Below are 19,433 nucleotides of genomic sequence, written 5' to 3'. Positions count from 1 at the left end.
GATCGGCATCCCACCCACAGCAACGCTTCTCCCGATCACACCCGTTTGATCAGGGCAAACAGCAACATATCGGACAAATCAGATTCCACAGAAACCGCCGGTGGACCGTTGAACAGACCCGCCACGATGGTGCTGCCGGAGCGGCTGATGCTGGCCCCGAGCCGGAATCGACTCGGGGCCATACATATTGACAGGGAGGACTATTTCAGGCGGAGGCTGCCGAACAGGCCGTTCTTCTCGTCATCCGGGCCGGCGGTGAAGTAGAGGGCGTCGGCGTCGCCGAGGCTCTCGCCGTTGCCGAACATCAGGCCCCACAGGCCATCGATCTCGGCGGGCTTGCCGTCGGCGTCGCGCAGGTAGTCGACGAATTTGCCGGAGGTGTCGTCGAGGGCGAGGATGTGGCCCGCGCCGCCGAAGTTGCCGATCACGAGCTTGCCGCTGAGCGGGCCGAAGCCGGGTGGGGCGATGGTGACGGCCCAGGGGGCGTTGAGGCGGCCGTCGGCGTCGAAGGTTCGGATCAACTTGCCGTCCTTGTCGAATTCGGCGACCTGGCCCTTCTCGGCCTTGTTGGCGGCCTTCTTCTCCTGATCCTTGTCGAGCTTGTCCTCTTCGCCCGCGCGGATCTTGGTCTTGTTGTTCTCGTCGGCCTGGGTGACGGCGTAGGTGAGGAAGACGCGGTTGCCGATGGTGGCCACGTTGAACGGGGCCGGGTCGCCGATCTTGACCTTCTTACCCTTCGAGGCGTCGGCCGGGTCGACGGCGTCACCGGTGGCGAAGGGGTTGGCGAAACCGGTGGTGGGCACCAGCTTCCAGTTCTTGTCGAAGGTGCGCACCTGCGGGTCGGAGCCGAAGTCGGCGGCCAGCAGCTTGGCGCCGGACGGGTCCAGGGCGATGCCCTTGAACTTCATGCCCTGTGCGGTGCCGTCGAATTCGAGGATGGCCGGGCCGTCGTGGCGCACGATCTCACCGCCCGCGCCCTGCTCGGTCCAGGCGGAGATCTTTCCCGAGTCGGTGGCGAAGATGAATCGTGAAGAGCCGGTGAGCTTCTGCTCCTTGCCATCGACCGTGACGGGCTGGTCCTTCACCACGAAGATGTCGGAGGTGATGGGCGCGGGGTTGAAGACGACGCCGGTGGTTTTGCCTTCGCTGTCGTCGCCGTCCTCGTCCGGAATGGAGTCCGCACCGGGGATCTTCACGAGCTCGAGCGGATCCTGGAACATCTTCTGGTACTTGGCATCCGGCGACTTGGTGACATCACCGACGAACTGGTAGGAGTTGCCGCCCGCGCCGACCCAGAAGTGGCCGCCGGCGCCCTTCGGACGATCGGCGATGCCCCAGGCGTTGATGAAATCGGGAAAGGTGAACTGCGCCTTGTCCTCCGCCTTGTTGGAGGCGATATTTATCTGGGCGAAGTGATTGCCGTCGAGCGCCTTGACGTCGTCATTGTCCGACTTCGTATTGCTGCACGCCGCCGCGACCACCAGCGCGGCGCCGAGGGCCGACACGCGCAGCAGCGTCTTACGCGTCGGCATGCCGCCAAAGCGTCCGTTCATCACAGGTCCTTCCGGCTAAACGCCCAGATGCGGCGTTAGGTGATGCTAACCATAGCTGGAAGCACCCAAAGTGTTATCAGGGGACACTAAGTTGCCGGTGGTAGGTGCGTGCACACTAGGGCGGACACGAAGGCGCCGGTGCTCGGTCGCCGCCGCTGGTCTGCCCAGCAACTGCGGCAATTCGCAGGCCGGCCCATGATCCGTGGAACCCCGCCTTGGCCGTGTCGTCCGGCGGCACCGTCAGGGTTGGCTCCTGCACCGCCAGACGGTGGCTGATCATCGTCGGCGCATCCGCATCTGGATCACATGCCGGGGCTCGGCACCCGCATCGGAGCGGACCGGCCTTGCATAATGACTTTTGCTGCCCCTGCGCGAATCGCTCCTTTTACGAAGCCCTTTGCCATATACGCAAGATCTGCTGTCCCGCAGCCGGTTTGTTCACAGCGCTTTCTCAGCGGCCGGTGAGCATAGTGTCGGCGTGACAAACCGTGCGGCACTTACCGATTCGTCCCCGCTATCACTACTCGCCAAAGTTCCCCGGATCACTGCCCTGTTCTGGGTGATCAAGGTTCTCTCCACCGGTATGGGAGAAACTTTCTCCGACTTCCTCGTCATGCATCTGCCACCGCTACTGGCGGTGGGCGGTGGGCTTCTGGCCTTCGTAGTCAGTTTGGTCGCTCAATTCCGCACGTCTCGCTACCACGTCTGGACCTACTGGACCGCTGTGGTCATGGTGGCCATCTTCGGCACCATGGTCGCCGATATCGTCGACTTCGTGGTCGGGATTCCGCTGGGGATCTCAACCGTGATGTTCCTACTGCTGCTCGCGGGCGTCCTAGCGCTCTGGTACCGCGCCGAGAGGACGCTGGATGTGCACACCATCAACACCCGTCGGCGCGAAGGTTTCTACTGGACTACGGTCATGGTCACCTTCGCCCTCGGCACCATCGCCGGTGACTTCACCGCCGCGACGCTACACCTGGGTTTCCTGCTCTCGTCGGCGCTTTTCGCAGTCGCGATCACAGTGCCGGCGCTGGCATGGCGCTGGGCCAGGCTCAATGCAGTGCTCGCCTTCTGGGCCGCCTATGTGGTCACCCGGCCCCTGGGTGCATCGCTGACCGACTGGCTCGCTTCCGACCACAACGACGGGCTGAACCTGGGCACCGGCTGGATCACCCTGGCCTCGGCCGTTCCCATGATCGTGCTCATAGCCGTGCTGGCGCGACGCGACGCCGCGGTCCCCGAGATCATCGCCGCCGGACCGAGGACACCGGAAACAGCGCTGGAAAGCTGACCATCCTCTTGGAGGATTCCTTCACCCGGAGCCGACCATGGACGAGCCGCTCAGCAGCGAGCGCGATCCACGTGTGCTGAGCAGGGCTTCCACCCGCCTGGTCCTGGACGCTGGCCCGGCTATGCGGCTCAACCGGCTGCTACGTTCATTCAGAACGCGAACACGTACCTGTTGGTGTTCTGTTCCATGCACCGGTTCGGGAAGGTGCGGCGGTAAGACATCGAAGCGCCGTTCCAAATACCTTCAGCGGCAACGGTTATCGGCTTATAGATGAACTGACAGAACCGCATCGGCTCACCCCGAAGCTTACCGAAGTCCCCGCCCGCCGCCCAGAGTTCCTCGCATGCCCGAGTCGTCTGCGGATGAGTGCCCAGAGCTAGCGGGGAACAGATCAACAGTACGGTCCGCTGATCAGTGGCGGCGTCCAGCGACTCGCCGTCACCCACGGTCAACGTCAGCACCGACGGCGCTACCCCGGTGTCCGCCCGCGCGGGCGACGGAGCCGCCGACACCACGCCGAGGGCTGCCACAGCCCCGATGCCCGCACCCATCACCCGAAGACCAAGGGACATAGCGCGATACCTCCACACTCGTTGGCTCTCGCCATACGATCGCCCAGGATGTGCCCGGCCGTGTACGGGGCAAGGTGATCGCACCGCGAAATACTATTGGGCAGCAAAGTATTCAGCGGGCGGCCACGGATCGCCACTGCAGTTACTTGCGGCCGCGTAGGACGAGGAAGGCCATTCATGCGGCGCCGAGAACACCGAGCAGAGCCACCACGATACCGATATCCGACAGCAGCAGGTCCATGTTCTCCTTTTGCGGAGATCACCACCCCTTCGTCGAAAAGCGCACACGCGTCACGGGTCAACACCGGACCCCACACCATGCCCGCATGGGAAGCCGCCTCCGGCACATGCGGGCACGGTGTTCTGTTTCTAGACGCGGATGGTGTCCAGGGCCAGCGTGGCTGCGATGGCATTCGCCAACTCCGCACCCTTGACCTCGAAATGCCGTGCGAAGTAAGCGCGATGCTCACCGTGCTCGTGGAAATGGTGCGGGGTCAGGACCGCGGAGAACACCGGCACATCGGTGTCCAGCTGCACCTGCATGAGCGCGTCCACGACGGTCGAGGCCACGAAATCGTGCCGGTAGATGCCGCCGTCGACCACCAGTGCACATCCGGCGACGGCGGTGTAGTCGCCACTGTTCGCCAATCGCTTGACGCACAACGGGATTTCGAACGCCCCAGGCACCTCTATCACGTCGACCTCGGGGTAGCCGCAGCCGTTGAGACCGGACCTACAGGCTTCCACACACTTGTCGACGATGTCGGAGTGCCAGCGCGCGGCAACGATGGCGATGCGATTCTGATTGGGTGACATGATCCTCCTGTTCGCGATGTCACCCAGGGCAAAGACGACGCGAAACAAGCTCCTCCGCGCACTGCGTAGGAGCCGGTGCCGCGTTCTCTTTCATCCGGACTGTGACCGTCGGCTCCGGGATCACACCGGAATCTGCTGACCCACCGTGTCTTGGAACACCGTGGCGCTCGCGGGCTCGTGCGCTCCGGATCGATCCGGATGCCATTACCGCCGGTGGGGAATTCCACCCCGCCCTGAGAACGTGTACGAGCCGCACTGTAACACGTCACAGGAGCGGCCAGGAGGTCAGCGCAGCAGCCCGTCGACCGCGCATCAGCGCAGGTCGATGGACTCCGAACTGCGCACAAGCACAAGGCAATGGCGCCCCGATCACGAGTCAGCGCGCCGAAACCCGCCTGGGCTACAACCTCGACCAGAACCACACTGCGGCCGTCGTCTGGAATCCCGACCCCACCGCTGATCCGGGGGACCTGGAACGCGCCGCCCAAGCCCTCGCCCGCGCGGCCGGAGCCTCACGCCCACTGACCGTGATCGCCAGCGCCGCGACACTGTGGGTCTGGATTCCCGGCCCGCACGCCCCCGACTCGAGCCAATTGCAGGCAGCGATGGACGACATCCGACGGTCCGCATCGCCATCGGTCCTACCGCACAAGGAGTCGACGGCTTTCGACGCAGCCACCTGGACGCGCTGACCACCCAGCGCATGGTGGCGCGCCTGCACTCCGCACAACGCGTGGCCAGCTTCGAGGCGGTTCAAATGGTCTCGCTGCTCACCCAGGACGCCGACCAAGCCGACCAATTCATCCGAAACACCCTGGGAAACCTTGCATCAGCCGACCCGAACCTGCAGGCGAGCGTGCTGGTTTTCATCCAGGAACGGTGCAACGCCGCACGCGCCGCGGCACGCCTGTACACCCACCGCAACACTCTCTTGCGTCGACTCACCCGCGCCCAAGAGCTCCTACCGCGACCACTGGACGACAACGTCGTACCTATCGCGGTGGCGCTGGAAATGCTGAAGTGGCGCGGGGCCGGTGTCTGACCCGACGCCCGGACTCGGATGAATCAATGTCGCGGGGGTCGTGGACTGGAGCAGGGTCGAGGACGCCGAGCAAGAAGCATGGGATCGAGTGATCGCGATCAACCAGACCGGTAACTGGCTCGGAATGAAACGGCCATGCCGCTGCTGCGCACATCCGGTGCTGCCTCGATCGTCAACACCTCACCGGTTCTGGGCATCGTCGGCAGCACCGGCGATCGATGCGCTGAACTTGCTATGCCCGCCTGACGCAGATACACCCCCAGCTACCGAGCCACCTCCCCGCGCCGGGTCGGGGCCGTGATCTTCGGCAACGATAGCCATGGCCAGGCCGGCTGTCGCTGCCGCGATCGAGAGAAACACCTCCGGTCAAAGCTTGCGCCGGTCCGTCCGGAGCGCGCTGACGATGTCGATCACCCCGACCACTACGAGAACGGCGCCGAGTGGCCCACCTCGGAACCAGACGAATTCTGTGTCCCGCGCGAAGAGCCACAATGCTGCCCCGCCGACGACGAGCAATACCCCTAAGCCGGCCCCAAGTCGTATCTGCATGCTGCAATCCTGCCGCCCGCGTCAGATGCGATTCATCGGCCATAAGGCGGGTGCGTGCGTCATCATTTCGTATGACGAGCCCGGTGACCCGTCGTGCTGTGATGGAGATGGCGACTCTGTTTGCACCGCTGCGCGGCGGCCGATGGACAGCGCGGTATCTGGGCCCCGCCATCAGCAAACGAGCGGATTGACTCCGGATCGGTCACGTCGACGACTCGGTGGTAACCGGCGGAGATCTCCATCGCAGCTCGGCGGAGACAAGCCGTCAGACCTTGGCGCGCGAATAGACCAGCCGAACGAACTCCTCCAGCAGGGCGGCGAAGTTGTCACGGTGCCCGGCCGCCGCGAGCTGCTGGAACCCGACCAGCATCGCCATGCCGAGCGAAGTGATGACCCGGGCGTTCTCCTTATCGCCGGTGACGCCGTAGACGGCCTTCTGCACGGTCTTGCGCCGGGCATCGTCGACGCGACGCTGTGCGGCGCGCACGGATTCGTCGTTCGCGCCCCAAGCTCGGATGGCCGCCTCGGCCCCGTGCTGCAGCCCCAAGGTCAGCTCGCGCAGCTTCTCGATATCGGAATCCGGTGTGCCGGAACCGAATTCCATCTCCTTCAGGATCACCACCTGCCGGTTCTCCCAAAACCCGAGCAGCGCGTCGACATAGCCCTGCCAACTGCCGAAATGGTGATAGAACGAACCACTGGTGACGCCCAACCCGTTGACGAGAACGCGGATGTTGAGCCCCTTGAAACCGGACTGGGCAAGGATCCCGAGCCCGGACTCGAAGTACTGCTCCTTGTTCACCACACGTGACATGCCGTCACCGTACCGTAGCTCATCGTACTGTCGGCCTCAGTCGTAATGAAGGGGTTCGACTCGCGGACGATCCGACGCCGACGACGCTTGTCAAGGTTATTTCTGGCGTGTTTCCATGCGATGCTGCCCGTCGACCGCATCGCCGAACCGACGTAGCGTCGAAGGGGTGATTGTTCCAGAGCACCTGCCGACAACCGTTGGCGAACTGCGCGCTGACGGCCATCTGCCGCGCAGCGTGAAGACCGAGATGCGCGAGAACCTGCTGTCCCGTTTGGGTTCCGGCGACGATCCCTGGCCGGGCATCGTCGGCTTCGATCGGACCGTCCTGCCGCAGTTGGAACGCGCGCTGCTGGCTGGCCACGACGTCGTACTGCTCGGTGAGCGCGGTCAGGGCAAAACCCGGCTGCTGCGCACCATGGTCGGCCTCCTCGACGAGTGGACACCTGTCATGGTCGGCACCGAATTGGGCGAGCACCCGCTCGAACCGATCAGTCCGGCGGGCCGCCGACTGGCCGAGGAGTTGGGCGACGACCTGCCGGTCACCTGGCGGCACCGCTCGCAGCGCTATGCGGAGAAGCTGGCTACGCCGGATACCTCGGTCGGCGACCTGATCGGCGACGTCGACCCGGTCAAAGTCGCCGAGGGTCGCAGCCTCGGTGACCCCGAGACCATCCACTTCGGACTCGTGCCGCGTGCGCACCGCGGCATCGTCGCGATCAACGAACTGCCCGATCTCGCCGAACGCATCCAGGTCGCGCTGCTGAATGTGATGGAAGAGCGCGATATCCAGGTCCGCGGCTATACCCTGCGCCTGCCCCTCGACGTACTGCTCGTCGCAACGGCCAACCCCGAGGACTACACCAACCGCGGCCGGATCATCACACCGCTGAAGGACCGGTTCGGCGCCGAGATCCGCACCCATTACCCGCTCAGCGTCGCGGCCGAGGTGGCGCTGGTCCAGCAGGAGGCCGAACTGGTGGCCGAGGTGGGCGATCCGCTGATCGAAGTACTCGCCCGATTCGTCCGGCACCTGCGTGAATCGTCCGCGATCGACCAGCGCTCCGGCGTGTCCGCGCGATTCGCGGTCGCCGCCGCCGAAACGGTGGCCGCCGCGGCATTGCGCCGATCGGCGCTCACCGGCGAGCGCCCCGCCGTCGCGCGACCCGTCGACCTCGAATCCGTGCCCGCGGTATTGCGCGGCAAGCTGGAGTTCGAGTCCGGTGAAGAAGGCCGTGAGCAGGAGCATCTGACCCATCTGCTGCGGCGCGCATTCGCCGAGACGGCGAGTGCACTGCTCGGCGGACTGAACCTGCGCCCCTTGGCGGAGGCAGTCGGCGACGGCCATCTGGTCACCACCGGCGAGCGCGTGCCCGGCCAGGATGTCCTTTCGGCGCTGCCGGAGCTGCCCGTCCTGCACGAGGTGGCGCATCGGCTCGGCGTCGGCGCCACCGAACCGCCGACCCGGATCGCATCGGCGGTCGAATTCGCCCTGGAAGCGCTCTATTTGGCCCGGCAGGTAGCCAAGGACTCCGACGACGGCGTCGCGGTGTACGGCTCATGACCACCGAAGTATCTCGTCCGGGTACGCCGTCATGACGATCCCCGACCGCTACGCCTACGGCCCCTATCACGACGGGCCCGATCCACTGGCACCTCCGCTCGATCTACGAGAGGCGCTGGACCAGATCGGGCGCGACGTGATGGAGGGCAGCTCGCCCCGCACTGCACTGGAGGAGCTGCTGCGACGCGGTATGCGCGAAACGCGGGGACTCGATGAGCTCACCCGGCGGGTGTGGCAGCGCCGCGCGGAGATTGCTCGACGACACCGGCTCGACGGCACCCTGCAACAAGTCCGTGAACTGCTGGAGCAGGCCCTGAAAGCCGAGCGCCGCGAACTGTTTCCGGATCCCTCCGACGACGCCAGATTCGCCGAAGCACAGCTGGACGCATTGCCGCCGAGCACTGCGGCCGCCGTCAACGAGCTGGCCGAGTACCAGTGGCGATCCGAAACCGGCAGGGAGAACTACCAGAAGATCCGCGACTTGCTCGGTCAGGAACTGCTCGAATCCCGGTTCCAGGGCATGAAACAGGCCTTGGCGAACACCACCGCCGAGGATGTCGAACGCGTCGGACGAATGCTGTCCGACCTGAACGACCTACTCGCGGCGCATGCGCGGGGCGAGAACACCGAACAGCAGTTCGCCGAATTCATGGCCGAACACGGCGAATTCTTCCCGGAGAATCCGCGCGATACCGACGAGCTGATCGACGCGCTCGCCGCCAGGTCCGCCGCCGCACAACGCATGTTGAACTCGATGTCCGCCGAGCAGCAGGCCGAACTGGCCGAGCTGATCGGCCAGGCATTCGGCGACCCGCGCATTGCCCAACAGGTCGCCGCCCTGGACGCCACCCTGCGCGCACTGCGGCCGGGCGAGGACTGGGACTCCTCCCAGCGGTTCCGCGGCAACGACCCGCTGGGCCTGGGCGCGGGCGCGCAAGCCCTGCAGGATCTCGCCGAACTGGACGCACTGGCCGAACAGCTCGGCCAGTCGTACCCGGGTGCCAGACTCGAGGACATCGATCTCGACGCCCTGGCCCGCCAACTCGGCGACGATGCCAGCGTGGATGCCGCGCGACTGGCCGAACTCGAGCGTGAACTACGCGCACAGGGCATATTCGAACGGGCATCGGACGGCTCACTTCGGTTGACGCCCAAGGCCTTACGACGGCTCGGCGAGACCGCGCTGCGCGCCGTCATCGGCCAGCTCCGGTCCCGTCGCGGCGAGCGGGATACGACCTTGGCCGGTGCGGCTGGCGAGCCGACGGGCGCCACCCGGCCATGGCGGTTCGGCGACACCGAACCGTGGGACGTGCCGAGGACCGTACGCAATGCGGTGCTGCGGTCGATGTCGGTGGGCCGTCGCAGTGTCACGCTGGACGTATCCGATGTCGAGATCATGGAAACCGAGCAGCGCTCGCGGGCGGCCGTTGCGCTCTGCGTCGACACATCGTGGTCGATGGTGCAGGAGGGCAGGTGGTTGCCGATGAAGCGCACCTCCCTCGCGGTACATCAGTTGATCAGCACCCGTTTCCGCTCCGACGCGCTGAGCCTGATCACCTTCGGCCGACACGCCACGACCGTCGATATCGGCGAACTGACGGCGCTGGAAGGCGTTTGGGAACAGGGCACCAATCTGCACCACGCACTATTGCTCGCCGGACGGCACCTGCGCCGACATCCGGACGCCGTGCCCGTCGTACTCGTGGTGACCGATGGCGAGCCAACGGCGCACCTGGAACCCGACGGTACGGCGTACTTCAATTGGCCGCCGGAACGGCGCACCCTCGCCGCGACAATGGCCCAGGTCGACGCCCTGGCCAAGCTGGGCGCGTCGGTCACCGTATTCATGCTCGGCGAAGACCCCAGCCTGGCCGCATTCGTCGACCTGGTGGCCCGCCGCAGCAGTGGTCGGGTGGTGGCGCCGGATCTGGACGGTCTCGGCGCCGCCGTGGTCAGTGACTATCTGCGTGGCAGGCGCGGCTGAACTAGCGCGCTAGTCGGTGACCACGACCACCTTTCCCGTGGCGTGGCCCTCCTCCTGATACTGCACGGCCGCCGGGATGTCGGCGAAGGGATAGGTCCGATCGATGACCGGGGTGAGCTTTCCGTCCTCGATGAACTCGGTAAGCGCCATGAGGTTTTCCCGGTTCCGAGTACATCGGGTCACCTCCGCCATCGCGATTCGCTGTGAGACGAACGGCGCCACCGCCAACGCCGCGAACATCCGGCCAGCGGGTTGTAGCCATCGACCCGCTGGCCCGCCGACGGCAACGTAGGTGCCCTTGGGTGTCAACACACGGCGGCATACCGACACCGAGCGACTTCCCGCGATATCCACCAACAACTCGTAACGCTGCCCGTCGCGCGTGAAATCCGCTGCGCTGTAGTCGATTACCGCATCCGCGCCGAGTCCGCGGACCAGTTCCGTATTCCGCGCGCCACAGACACCCGTGACCACCGCGCCGAACGCGTGCGCGAGCTGTACCGCGAATGTGCCGACCCCACCCGACGCGCCGTTGACCAGCACACGCTGCCCGGGTTGGATTCGTCCCTCATCACGCAGCGCCACCAGCGCGGTATTGGCCGCCAGCGGTACCGCGGCCGCCTGCTCGAATGACAGATTCTTCGGCTTCGGCGCCAATTCGCTTTCCCGGACACACACGTACTCGGCGAATCCACCCCCTTTGATCATCGCGAATACCGCGTCGCCGGGCCGGAATCCCGTCACCGCCTTGCCGACCCCTTCGACCACCCCCGCCAGATCGGCGCCCAGGATGGCGATCGACGGTTTGCGCAACCCGACACCGCCCCCCATCAGCCGCGCGATATATGGCTCACCGCGCATGAAATGCCAGTCATACGGCTGAACCGAGGTGGCACGCACCCGGACCAAAACCTCGTCGTCGGCCGGTACCGGCCGGTCGATGTCCATGAGAGTCAGCTGCTCCGGTGGACCGAATGCGCGAAGGACATAGGCCTTCATCGTGTTCTCCTCAGATCTCGGCACCGAGCCGCCTCCCGCGCTCATGAGCCTTACGTCGTAAGGTACCCTTACGACGTAAGGCTGGTCAATGGCGGCCGGGACCACACCGACTCCGACCAAAGTCGCTGCGGGTCAGGCGCTCTCGCGCAGACGGTCGAGACCGTCGAGGATCAGATCGAGCGCGAACTCGAATTCGAACTGGTCATCACACCAACCCAAGGTCGAGTCCGGATCATCGTGGGCGACCTCCCGCAGCATCCCGACCAGATTCGGGAGCGCCTCGGACATTGCGTCGAGCGCGGCCATGGCTTCGACATCGACCGGTCCGTCGCCGGGATCGAATAACTCCTGGGTGAAACCCAATGCCCGACTGCCCAGCACATGCATTGCGTGATGGGTCTGGTCGTAGGAGAAACCGCCTTCGCGCATCAGCCCCAGCAGGCCGTCGTAGTAGCGCAGGACCGCCTGGCTCGTATTGGTCCGCGTCTGGAACACCGCGGGTGCCCACGGATGCCGCAGCAGCACCTCGCGGGCCGCCAGAATCCGCTGCCGCACGGCCTGCTTCCACGCGTCCCCCGCAGCGGGAACACCGATGCCGGCCACCACCTCGTTGATCTCCCCCACGATGACGTCGACGACACCATCCAACACATCTTCTTTATTGGCCACGTGGTGATAGAGCGACATCGCCTCGACACCGAGCAATTCCGCCAGCCGACGCATCGTCAGCGATTCGATACCACCCTCATCGGCCACGCCGATCGCCGTGGAAAGTACTCGCATCCGGCTCAATGGGATTCGAGGCTCGACTTCGGTGGCCACCTACGCAAACCCCTTCCTCCGGACTCCGACTACAGCGTAAGTCCAGCCCGCCGAGGGCAGCAGAACCGGGCGGAGTGTCCAAACCTCCGCCCGGTCGCGAGCCTCGACGATCAGGAATGTCCGGCGATGATGACCTCGGGAATGCCGGTACCGAGCGGCACCGCGCGGCACGTCGGTGTCGGCGCGTGCGCGGGATCCAGCGTCTGCAACAGCAGTTCCTGGACGAACGGGTCGTAGACCATGTGGAAGTGACCGGTCTGGTCGACCGCGCACACATCCTGCAGCGCGATGTTCTCGACGCTCGGGCCGTGCAGCGCGATATTGCTGAACGGCTGGATCATCTCGTCGACCCTGCTGCCGATGGTCACATAATGCGGGCCGGGCACGGTGTCACCGCCCGCATTGAGTTCGACCATTATCGGCGACCCCTGCGCCTGCTGCACCGCCGCGAGCGAGGTGACCATCGAGAACGCCTGCAGCGCACCCGGAATCGCCTCCGCAACCGGCACCAGTCCGTACATCACGCCGCCGTAGCTCGGGGACGCCAGACCGATCCACTGACCGGTCTTCGGCGCTCCGCCGAGCTTGTTCACGTAGTAGCGAGTCACATTGGCACCCTGGGAAAATCCGACGATATCGACCTGCGTGGCACCGGTGGCGGCCAGCACCTGATCGACGAACGCACCGACCTGATAGGCGCTCAACACGATGTCCTCGGTGCCATAGGTGTCCTTACCAGGAGCACCGCCGTAGTTGAGGGCGAAGACACAGAAGCCGAGCGCCGAAATCTGCGGCCCGATGGCCGACCAGTCGGAGTAGGCCGTGGAATCGGTGCCGTGTGCCAGGATGACCGGACGGGGATGTTCCGCGGTCGGCTTACAGTCGAAGTTGTTGGCGCCGACCGGGACCGCGTTCTTGTGCGTCTTCAGATAGGTCGCGGCGGCCAGATGATCCGACTGGGCCGGACCGGGTTGGGTCGGGATATCCGGCGGACGGTATCCCACGATCGGCGCACTCGCCGGCGCGGTATCGACCGGTTCGGCGCTGACGATCGGCGCCGTGCCGGAGCCGAAAACCACGGCTCCGGCGACGATACCGGCACAGACCACACGCCGGAACTGTGAACTACCCCAACCCCACGAACCAATCGGCTGTTCCATATCACAATGATGTACCCGATCGACTCGAAAAGTGCACGCTCAGGCGGTGTTTCACATTGCCCTCACTTTTCGGGGGCGTCATCCTCGGCGAGAATGCGGTATAACGCTTTGCGTGCCTCGGTCAGCACCTCCGCAGCCCGAGTCGCCTGCTGCGGAGTACCCGCCGCCGCGACCTGAGCGGCCGCACCCATCAGCTGTCCGATGAGCGCCCGCAGATCCATCGCCTGAGTGCCGACGTCTTCCTTGACATCCGCCCAGGGATCGCCGAGCTCGTCGCGATTCTCGGTGACGTAGGTCTCGCCCGCGTCGGTGAGCTTCGCGGTCTTGCGACCGGCGACCTTCTCGATGAGCACCAGACCCTCGTCCTCGAGCTGTGCGAGCGCGGGGTAGATGGATCCCGGACTCGGGCGCCAGACATCGTCGCTGCGCTCCCTGATCTGCTGGATCAGTTCATAGCCGTGCATCGGACGCTCGGTGAGCAGCAACAGCACTGCCGCCCGCACGTCACCGCGCCTGCCCCGGCCGCCGCGACCGCGTCCACGTCCGAAACCCGGACCGAAGCCGGGGCCGAACCCAGGACCGAAGCCCGGTCCGAAATCGGGACCGAAACCGTGCCGCCCGCCGCGGCGATGCTGCCGACGACCCGCGTCACCCTCGTCGCGGCCCGGCTTCCGCCAGCGGCCACGACCTCTGAATTCTCCGTATTCGATGTTTTCCATGTCAGCCTCCTTGGGCTCTTGTGTGTATCTCACGTTATCGACGATATATCGGCAATGCATCGCGCGCAAGAGTGATGGGTGACACGAACCAACCAGTCGCCCCAATGCGAACGGGCCGCACATCGGTCGATGTGCGGCCCGCGTATGCGACTTACCACCCGAGCTGGGCGTACCAGGCAGGTCGGCCGGGTCGACGATCCAGCGGCCGAGGGCGGGCGGCCCGTCCCCGGGGCAACCGGCGGGCTGACCACTGTTCGCGCGCCGAAGTTTTCATGCGCACCCTATGGCGCAAGCGAATCGATCCAGCGCTCCAACCGACGACCTTCGGTCACCATGAGCTCGGGATCGCGGAACGTATTGGCGAGCAATGAGATCCCCTGGTAGGCCGCGAACAGCGCAACGGCGAGTTCGTCCGCATCCGCGCGCCCCATCGCCGTGAACTGCTGCTCGATCCAGTCGAGCAAGGTGCGAATACTCGTCTCGGACGCCCGCTCCAGCCCGTCGTCACGTTTACCCAGTTCCGAGGCCAAAGTGCCAGTAGGGCAGCCGAATTGCACGGCCAGGTCACGCTGGTCGACCCAACCGCGCACCAGCGCCCGCAACCGCTCCTGCGGCGCGTCGTACTGTTCGAGCGCGGCGATCAACTCCTGCAGGGTCTGCGCATGCGCGCCGAGTGCGGCCTCTACCAGCTGATCCTTTGTCTTGAAGTAGTAATAGACATTGCCGACCGGCACCTCGGCGACCCGCGCGATATCGGCAATCGTCGTCTTCTCGACACCCTGCTCATGGAACACCTGAGCGGCCGCGACGGCGAGGCGTTCCCGCTTGCCCGCCTTGGGTGTCATGCGCCGACCTTCGACTGAGTTAGTCATACAACTAACTATAGACAAGTCGACCGCTCATCGGCTACGTTCGTTTTAGTCAGCCAACTAACTCAGGAGTCGAAATGATCGTAGTGACCGGAGCGACCGGCAATATCGGACGCACCCTCGTGCAGCAGCTCATCGCCGCCGGCGAGCAGGTGACGGCCGTATCCCGCGGCAATCAGGACATCGCACTGCCGGCCGGCGTCCAGCATCGGCGAGCCGACCTCGCCGATCCCGAAAGCCTCTCCCCCGCAGTGGAAAACGCCGACGCCCTCTTCCTGCTCCTCACCGGACCACAGCTGGTGACCGGACCCGATCCGGAGCGATTCGTCGAGGTCGCCGCGGCGGGCGGGGTCAAGAAGCTGGTTTTGCTGTCGTCCCAGGCGACCGGCACCCGGCCCGGACTCGCCTCACACGCGCGACTGCATGCGTTCGAGTCGGCCCTGCGGCAGTCCGACCTGAACTGGACGATTCTGCGGCCCACCGGATTCTTCTCCAATACCTACGCATGGATCGAGTCGATCCGGACCGAAGGGGTGATCGCCGCACCGTTCGCGGATGTGGCGTTGCCCGCGATCGACCCCGCCGATATCGCCGAGGTCGCGGCGAATGTGCTTCGCACAGCGGGACATTCGGGCACCACCTACGAACTGACCGGGCCCGCCGCGATCAGTCCACGCGAGCAAGCGGACATCGTTGCGGCGGCCCTGGATACTTCGTTGCGGTTCGTCGAGTTGACTCGCGAGCAGGCCAGGGCGGGAATGCTGCGGTTCATGCCCGGCGATGTCGCCGATGGCACGCTGGACATCATCGGCACGCCGACACCCGGCGAGCAGCAGGTCAGTTCGGATGTGGAGCAGGTCATCGGGCGACCAGCGGCCTCGTATGCCGAATGGGTCCAGCGCAATCGCGCACTTTTCGCCTGATCGCATCGGCGTCGACCGCGATCTCGGCGGTCGACGCTCCCGCCGGGCGGTCGGGGGGCCAACACCACGTGGTGCCGTCCCCCGATCGCCAATCGGATCAGTTCGAGCGGCTGACGATCCGAATCTGCTGCTCGCCCTTACGATCTCGGACGTCGGCCCCGAGCGCCACCAGCCTTTCGTCCAGCTCCTCCACCACGAGCGGCTTCTTATCGGCCACCGCGCGCCGCCTCGCGCGCATCAGCGCATCGATGGCCTCCCCGGTTTCGGGTCGCCCGTCGGTCCAACGCAGGAATTCCCCGCTGAAGGGATCGTTCTCGTCGACCCACGGAAATCCGTGCTGACGGAAGGCGGTCTCGATATCGCGGGCACTCAGGTCAGTGGCGCGGAATCGGGCCAGCCGCAGGCGGTTTCGGTCGGTGAGGACCAAGTCGGCGTCCTCACGGAACACCGCCGCGATGCCAGCGCGGGCGACGTACAGCTCACGTCCGTTCTGGGCGAGCTCGACATGGTCGTCGGCGACCGTGAGCGCCAAGCTCTCTTTGCGCGCGGTGTCGAACAGGGCGAGCCCGGCGATCAGACCGATGACGGTGGTGGCAGGAACCAGCCAGACGCGCGGCACCGTCATGGCGATGCGCAGCGGGCCGGGAATCGCGTGCACGGTATCCACCAGCCACTGCCCCACGGCCGGTATGGCGAAACCGATGCCGCAGCCGAGCGCGAGGCCACCGATAGCGAACAGCCAGAGCCAGACGGTGGAGAAACGCAGGGCGGTGGGTGCGGACGTAGTGGTCATCGGTCCTCCGATCCGATTGGGCGCAATAGTCGAGAGACGGTGGCGCGCACCAGCGGTCGCGGATCGTGCGGACGATCCGGATCGGCATTGAGGAAGGCCGCGTCGATGATCGACATGATCCAGCGCGCGGTCTCTGCGGGCTCGAACCCCGGATCGATGCAGCCCTGTTCGATGCCGCGCTCGAGTCTTTAAGCGAGATTTATAAATTACTTGGTGTTGTAGATAAAGATGAAGTTCGTTGTCAAGATATGTTCGAATTTGTTTCTAAAAAACAAAAGGAAGTGCAAAAACAAATAGAGGATTTAAAACGAATTGAAACTATGTTAGACGACTTAAAAAAACGATGTCCAGATGAAAAGCAATTACATTCGTGTCCAATAATAGAAACATTAACATGAGAGATTAATTAACGAAAGGAGCTTTTTTATGAATAAATTTAAGGTAAACATTTCAGGAATGACTTGTACGGGTTGTGAAAAACACGTAGAATCAGCACTTGAAAAGATAGGTGCTAAAAATATTGAGTCTAGTTATCGTCGTGGTGAAGCAGTATTTGAACTGCCCGATGATATTGAGGTTGAAAGTGCAATAAAGGCGATTGATGAAGCAAATTACCAAGCCGGAGAAATTGAAGAAGTATCATCACTAGAAAACGTGGCGTTAATTAATGAAGACAATTATGACCTTCTTATTATTGGTTCTGGTGCTGCTGCCTTTTCTTCGGCAATTAAAGCTATAGAATACGGTGCAAAAGTTGGAATGATTGAGCGTGGAACGGTTGGGGGAACCTGTGTGAATATTGGCTGTGTTCCGTCAAAAACTCTTCTTAGGGCAGGGGAAATCAATCATTTATCAAAAGACAATCCGTTTATAGGTTTACAAACATCCGCTGGAGAAGTGGATTTAGCTAGTTTAATCACGCAAAAGGATAAATTGGTGAGCGAACTTCGGAATCAAAAATATATGGATTTAATTGATGAATATAATTTTGATTTAATTAAAGGTGAAGCAAAATTCGTTGATGCTAGTACGGTTGAGGTCAATGGGGCAAAGTTATCTGCAAAACGCTTTTTAATTGCAACAGGTGCATCGCCTTCGTTGCCCCAAATTTCAGGACTTGAAAAAATGGACTATTTAACTAGTACAACACTTCTTGAGTTAAAGAAAATACCAAAACGATTAACTGTAATTGGTTCAGGATACATTGGAATGGAGCTTGGACAACTATTTCATCATTTAGGTTCAGAAATAACACTTATGCAAAGAAGTGAGCGACTTTTAAAGGAGTATGATCCTGAGATTTCAGAGTCAGTTGAAAAAGCGTTAATTGAACAGGGTATAAACCTTGTCAAAGGGGCAACTTTTGAGCGTGTTGAACAAAGTGGAGAGATAAAAAGGGTTTACGTAACAGTAAATGGCAGTAGAGAAGTCATTGAATCAGATCAGTTACTTGTTGCCACTGGAAGAAAACCAAATACGGATTCTTTAAATTTAAGTGCAGCAGGTGTTGAAACTGGAAAAAATAATGAAATCCTGATCAATGATTTTGGTCAAACAAGTAATGAAAAGATTTATGCAGCAGGAGATGTGACTTTAGGACCACAATTTGTATATGTAGCAGCCTATGAAGGTGGAATTATTACTGATAATGCTATTGGTGGATTAAACAAAAAAATAGATTTATCGGTAGTTCCGGCTGTTACGTTTACGAATCCGACGGTTGCAACGGTTGGTTTAACAGAAGAACAAGCAAAAGAGAAAGGGTATGATGTGAAGACATCTGTATTACCTTTAGATGCTGTTCCAAGAGCAATTGTAAACCGTGAAACAACCGGTGTATTTAAACTAGTAGCAGATGCAGAAACACTAAAAGTATTAGGGGTTCATATTGTATCTGAGAATGCAGGAGATGTCATCTATGCAGCATCATTAGCTGTTAAATTTGGCTTAACGATAGAAGATTTAACAGAAACCCTAGCACCATATTTAACAATGGCTGAAGGGCTAAAATTAGCTGCACTTACGTTCGATAAAGATATTTCGAAATTATCTTGTTGTGCAGGCTAAGGGAACTTTTTACAACTCCCTATTCAAGTGAACCAGCTAATGCTTTAAGGGATTTTCTAAGTGCATTTGTGGTCACAAAATAATTTAACACTGATGATTTCGACATCAATTATAGATTTGATATTGAAATTATCATTGCTAATTATTTTACTAACATCAATCTCATAAAGCATTTATATGATTGAAAACAAAAAGCCTATCATTCACTATCCTACAATAAAAAGGGTTATCCCATAGTTACACGGGATAACCTTACAATTATTAAATTATGCAGTTGCACAGCTACAATCTTTGCACTCGCAAACTTCATCAGTACAGTTGTCTACACATTCTTGACTACAGTAAACTTTTCCTGCTTCTTCTACTTTTGTTTCCCCAAGAAGACAATTACAGTTCGGTCTCGCACATTTTTCCATACTAAACACCTCCTTATTATTTAGGTAAATCTTCGGTTAAACACCAACCTCGATCTAATAGACTAACGACGCAATTATCAACAATTCGGTACCGAATAAAATTGGCTTCACGAATACTGCGAACGATGCCTTTATCAACCAATCGTTGAAGTTGGTTGGAAATGGCTTGAGGTTTCATTTCAAGCTGTTCTGCCACCTCGCTAACAGATGCATTTGGAGTTCGAAGCAAGGTATGCAGTATTCTAAGCCGTGTCCCATTAGAAAGTATTTTAAAGGTCTCACTTAAACCTTCAGCGTTCTCTGTATCTAATAAGGGGCGTTCCGTTAGTTTTGGTTTTGGTGTACACCAGTTTTCAGACATTATTTCCCCCTCCATTTCACAATATAGTATATTCGCCGGGTTCCGCCATTCTAGCGCCATGTGTCATAGTAAGTTCTAGTATACGATTAATTGTCAAAATACCCCCATGACAATTAATT

19 protein-coding genes, 1 pseudogene and 1 riboswitch are annotated in these 19,433 nt (G+C 61.3%); of the genes and pseudogenes, 8 read left to right on the top strand and 12 right to left on the bottom strand.

Annotation, left to right across the window (positions count from 1 at the left end; genetic code table 11):
* Positions 1 to 200 precede the first annotated feature (200 nt).
* Positions 201 to 1,553, bottom strand: a complete 1,353-nt coding sequence (locus ABZW16_RS37375) for a TIGR03118 family protein (RefSeq protein WP_354960858.1) — start codon at positions 1,551 to 1,553, stop codon at positions 201 to 203.
* A 478-nt stretch (positions 1,554 to 2,031) separates the two neighbouring features.
* On the opposite strand from ABZW16_RS37375, the gene ABZW16_RS37370 reads away from it, so the two are divergent.
* Positions 2,032 to 2,847 carry a hypothetical protein gene (locus tag ABZW16_RS37370; protein ID WP_354960857.1) on the top strand — a complete coding sequence of 272 codons (816 nt, stop codon included), beginning with the start codon at positions 2,032 to 2,034 and terminating at the stop codon, positions 2,845 to 2,847.
* Positions 2,848 to 2,996: 149 nt separating this feature from the next.
* On the opposite strand, the gene ABZW16_RS37365 is transcribed toward ABZW16_RS37370, so the two are convergent.
* Positions 2,997 to 3,419: a subtilase-type protease inhibitor gene (locus ABZW16_RS37365; protein WP_354960856.1), complete on the bottom strand. Its 423-nt coding sequence runs from the start codon at positions 3,417 to 3,419 to the stop codon at positions 2,997 to 2,999.
* Positions 3,420 to 3,788: 369 nt separating this feature from the next.
* Positions 3,789 to 4,235 carry a 6,7-dimethyl-8-ribityllumazine synthase gene (locus ABZW16_RS37360; protein ID WP_354960855.1) on the bottom strand — a complete coding sequence of 149 codons (447 nt, stop codon included), beginning with the start codon at positions 4,233 to 4,235 and terminating at the stop codon, positions 3,789 to 3,791.
* Positions 4,236 to 4,313: 78 nt separating this feature from the next.
* Positions 4,314 to 4,480, bottom strand: a riboswitch (FMN riboswitch).
* Between ABZW16_RS37360 and ABZW16_RS37355 the strand changes: the two genes are divergently transcribed.
* Positions 4,439 to 4,927: a hypothetical protein gene (locus ABZW16_RS37355; protein ID WP_354960859.1), complete on the top strand. Its 489-nt coding sequence runs from the start codon at positions 4,439 to 4,441 to the stop codon at positions 4,925 to 4,927. It overlaps the preceding riboswitch by 42 nt.
* Positions 4,928 to 4,938: 11 nt before the next feature.
* Positions 4,939 to 5,277, top strand: coding sequence for a helix-turn-helix domain-containing protein (locus ABZW16_RS37350; protein WP_354960854.1), 339 nt, complete (start codon positions 4,939 to 4,941; stop codon positions 5,275 to 5,277).
* Between the two features lie 814 nt (positions 5,278 to 6,091).
* On the opposite strand, the gene ABZW16_RS37345 is transcribed toward ABZW16_RS37350, so the two are convergent.
* On the bottom strand, positions 6,092 to 6,640 hold the full coding sequence (locus tag ABZW16_RS37345; RefSeq protein WP_354960853.1) for a TetR/AcrR family transcriptional regulator: 549 nt from the start codon (positions 6,638 to 6,640) through the stop codon (positions 6,092 to 6,094).
* Between the two features lie 166 nt (positions 6,641 to 6,806).
* Here ABZW16_RS37345 and ABZW16_RS37340 point away from each other — a divergent pair, with 166 nt between their 5' ends.
* Both ABZW16_RS37340 and ABZW16_RS37335 read left to right on the top strand, forming a co-directional pair.
* Positions 6,807 to 8,201 carry an ATP-binding protein gene (locus tag ABZW16_RS37340; RefSeq protein WP_354960852.1) on the top strand — a complete coding sequence of 465 codons (1,395 nt, stop codon included), beginning with the start codon at positions 6,807 to 6,809 and terminating at the stop codon, positions 8,199 to 8,201.
* A 31-nt stretch (positions 8,202 to 8,232) separates the two neighbouring features.
* On the top strand, positions 8,233 to 10,185 hold the full coding sequence (locus tag ABZW16_RS37335; RefSeq protein WP_354960851.1) for a VWA domain-containing protein: 1,953 nt from the start codon (positions 8,233 to 8,235) through the stop codon (positions 10,183 to 10,185).
* A gap of 9 nt (positions 10,186 to 10,194) precedes the next feature.
* Here the strand turns inward: ABZW16_RS37335 and ABZW16_RS37330 are convergent, their stop codons facing one another.
* From ABZW16_RS37330 to ABZW16_RS37310, 5 genes are all read right to left on the bottom strand, one after another.
* Positions 10,195 to 11,184, bottom strand: a complete 990-nt coding sequence (locus ABZW16_RS37330; protein WP_354960850.1) for an NAD(P)-dependent alcohol dehydrogenase — start codon at positions 11,182 to 11,184, stop codon at positions 10,195 to 10,197.
* A gap of 132 nt (positions 11,185 to 11,316) precedes the next feature.
* Positions 11,317 to 11,967, bottom strand: coding sequence for a TetR/AcrR family transcriptional regulator C-terminal domain-containing protein (locus tag ABZW16_RS37325; RefSeq protein ID WP_354960849.1), 651 nt, complete (start codon positions 11,965 to 11,967; stop codon positions 11,317 to 11,319).
* 149 nt (positions 11,968 to 12,116) lie between these two features.
* Positions 12,117 to 13,166, bottom strand: a complete 1,050-nt coding sequence (locus tag ABZW16_RS37320) for an alpha/beta fold hydrolase (protein ID WP_354960848.1) — start codon at positions 13,164 to 13,166, stop codon at positions 12,117 to 12,119.
* A 62-nt stretch (positions 13,167 to 13,228) separates the two neighbouring features.
* Positions 13,229 to 13,885 carry a PadR family transcriptional regulator gene (locus ABZW16_RS37315; protein WP_354960846.1) on the bottom strand — a complete coding sequence of 219 codons (657 nt, stop codon included), beginning with the start codon at positions 13,883 to 13,885 and terminating at the stop codon, positions 13,229 to 13,231.
* Positions 13,886 to 14,166: 281 nt separating this feature from the next.
* Positions 14,167 to 14,757, bottom strand: a complete 591-nt coding sequence (locus tag ABZW16_RS37310; protein ID WP_354960845.1) for a TetR/AcrR family transcriptional regulator — start codon at positions 14,755 to 14,757, stop codon at positions 14,167 to 14,169.
* A 74-nt stretch (positions 14,758 to 14,831) separates the two neighbouring features.
* On the opposite strand from ABZW16_RS37310, the gene ABZW16_RS37305 reads away from it, so the two are divergent.
* Positions 14,832 to 15,677 (top strand): NAD(P)H-binding protein, encoded by an 846-nt coding sequence (locus ABZW16_RS37305; protein ID WP_354960844.1) that lies wholly within the window; start codon positions 14,832 to 14,834, stop codon positions 15,675 to 15,677.
* Between the two features lie 97 nt (positions 15,678 to 15,774).
* Here ABZW16_RS37305 and ABZW16_RS37300 read toward each other — a convergent pair whose 3' ends face one another.
* The gene (locus ABZW16_RS37300; protein WP_354960843.1) at positions 15,775 to 16,470 is read right to left on the bottom strand and encodes a hypothetical protein; all 696 of its coding nucleotides are present in this window, start codon (positions 16,468 to 16,470) and stop codon (positions 15,775 to 15,777) included.
* A 65-nt stretch (positions 16,471 to 16,535) separates the two neighbouring features.
* Between ABZW16_RS37300 and ABZW16_RS37295 the strand changes: the two genes are divergently transcribed.
* Together ABZW16_RS37295 and merA are read left to right on the top strand one after the other, a co-directional pair.
* Complete coding sequence (locus ABZW16_RS37295) at positions 16,536 to 16,868, top strand: MerR family DNA-binding protein (protein WP_354960842.1); 333 nt, start codon at positions 16,536 to 16,538, stop codon at positions 16,866 to 16,868.
* Between the two features lie 28 nt (positions 16,869 to 16,896).
* The gene (merA, locus tag ABZW16_RS37290; protein ID WP_002440486.1) at positions 16,897 to 18,537 is read left to right on the top strand and encodes a mercury(II) reductase; all 1,641 of its coding nucleotides are present in this window, start codon (positions 16,897 to 16,899) and stop codon (positions 18,535 to 18,537) included.
* A 432-nt stretch (positions 18,538 to 18,969) separates the two neighbouring features.
* Here the strand turns inward: merA and ABZW16_RS37285 are convergent, their stop codons facing one another.
* Both ABZW16_RS37285 and ABZW16_RS37280 read right to left on the bottom strand, forming a co-directional pair.
* Positions 18,970 to 19,314 carry a metalloregulator ArsR/SmtB family transcription factor gene (locus ABZW16_RS37285; RefSeq protein WP_002454662.1) on the bottom strand — a complete coding sequence of 115 codons (345 nt, stop codon included), beginning with the start codon at positions 19,312 to 19,314 and terminating at the stop codon, positions 18,970 to 18,972.
* A gap of 25 nt (positions 19,315 to 19,339) precedes the next feature.
* A pseudogene (locus tag ABZW16_RS37280) lies at positions 19,340 to 19,433 on the bottom strand (hypothetical protein); the annotation flags it as partial.

The sequence above is a fragment of the Nocardia sp. NPDC004604 genome (assembly GCF_040609795.1).
In the GTDB taxonomy this organism is placed as follows: domain Bacteria; phylum Actinomycetota; class Actinomycetes; order Mycobacteriales; family Mycobacteriaceae; genus Nocardia.
Note: the sequence above shows the minus strand (reverse complement) of the source record. Positions and strands in the feature narration are given on the sequence as shown.

Excerpts from the sequence above, each read along its gene's own strand:
- ABZW16_RS37375 (WP_354960858.1), bottom strand. The coding sequence starts at position 1,553 with ATGAACGGACGCTTTGGCGGCATGCCGACGCGTAAGACGCTGCTGCGC.
- ABZW16_RS37365 (WP_354960856.1), bottom strand. The coding sequence starts at position 3,419 with ATGTCCCTTGGTCTTCGGGTGATGGGTGCGGGCATCGGGGCTGTGGCA.
- ABZW16_RS37360 (WP_354960855.1), bottom strand. The coding sequence starts at position 4,235 with ATGTCACCCAATCAGAATCGCATCGCCATCGTTGCCGCGCGCTGGCAC.
- ABZW16_RS37350 (WP_354960854.1), top strand. The coding sequence starts at position 4,939 with ATGGTGGCGCGCCTGCACTCCGCACAACGCGTGGCCAGCTTCGAGGCG.
- ABZW16_RS37345 (WP_354960853.1), bottom strand. The coding sequence starts at position 6,640 with ATGTCACGTGTGGTGAACAAGGAGCAGTACTTCGAGTCCGGGCTCGGG.
- ABZW16_RS37335 (WP_354960851.1), top strand. The coding sequence starts at position 8,233 with ATGACGATCCCCGACCGCTACGCCTACGGCCCCTATCACGACGGGCCC.
- ABZW16_RS37330 (WP_354960850.1), bottom strand. The coding sequence starts at position 11,184 with ATGAAGGCCTATGTCCTTCGCGCATTCGGTCCACCGGAGCAGCTGACT.
- ABZW16_RS37325 (WP_354960849.1), bottom strand. The coding sequence starts at position 11,967 with ATGCGAGTACTTTCCACGGCGATCGGCGTGGCCGATGAGGGTGGTATC.
- ABZW16_RS37320 (WP_354960848.1), bottom strand. The coding sequence starts at position 13,166 with ATGGAACAGCCGATTGGTTCGTGGGGTTGGGGTAGTTCACAGTTCCGG.
- ABZW16_RS37315 (WP_354960846.1), bottom strand. The coding sequence starts at position 13,885 with ATGGAAAACATCGAATACGGAGAATTCAGAGGTCGTGGCCGCTGGCGG.
- ABZW16_RS37310 (WP_354960845.1), bottom strand. The coding sequence starts at position 14,757 with ATGACTAACTCAGTCGAAGGTCGGCGCATGACACCCAAGGCGGGCAAG.
- ABZW16_RS37305 (WP_354960844.1), top strand. The coding sequence starts at position 14,832 with ATGATCGTAGTGACCGGAGCGACCGGCAATATCGGACGCACCCTCGTG.
- ABZW16_RS37300 (WP_354960843.1), bottom strand. The coding sequence starts at position 16,470 with ATGACCACTACGTCCGCACCCACCGCCCTGCGTTTCTCCACCGTCTGG.
- merA (WP_002440486.1), top strand. The coding sequence starts at position 16,897 with ATGAATAAATTTAAGGTAAACATTTCAGGAATGACTTGTACGGGTTGT.
- ABZW16_RS37285 (WP_002454662.1), bottom strand. The coding sequence starts at position 19,314 with ATGTCTGAAAACTGGTGTACACCAAAACCAAAACTAACGGAACGCCCC.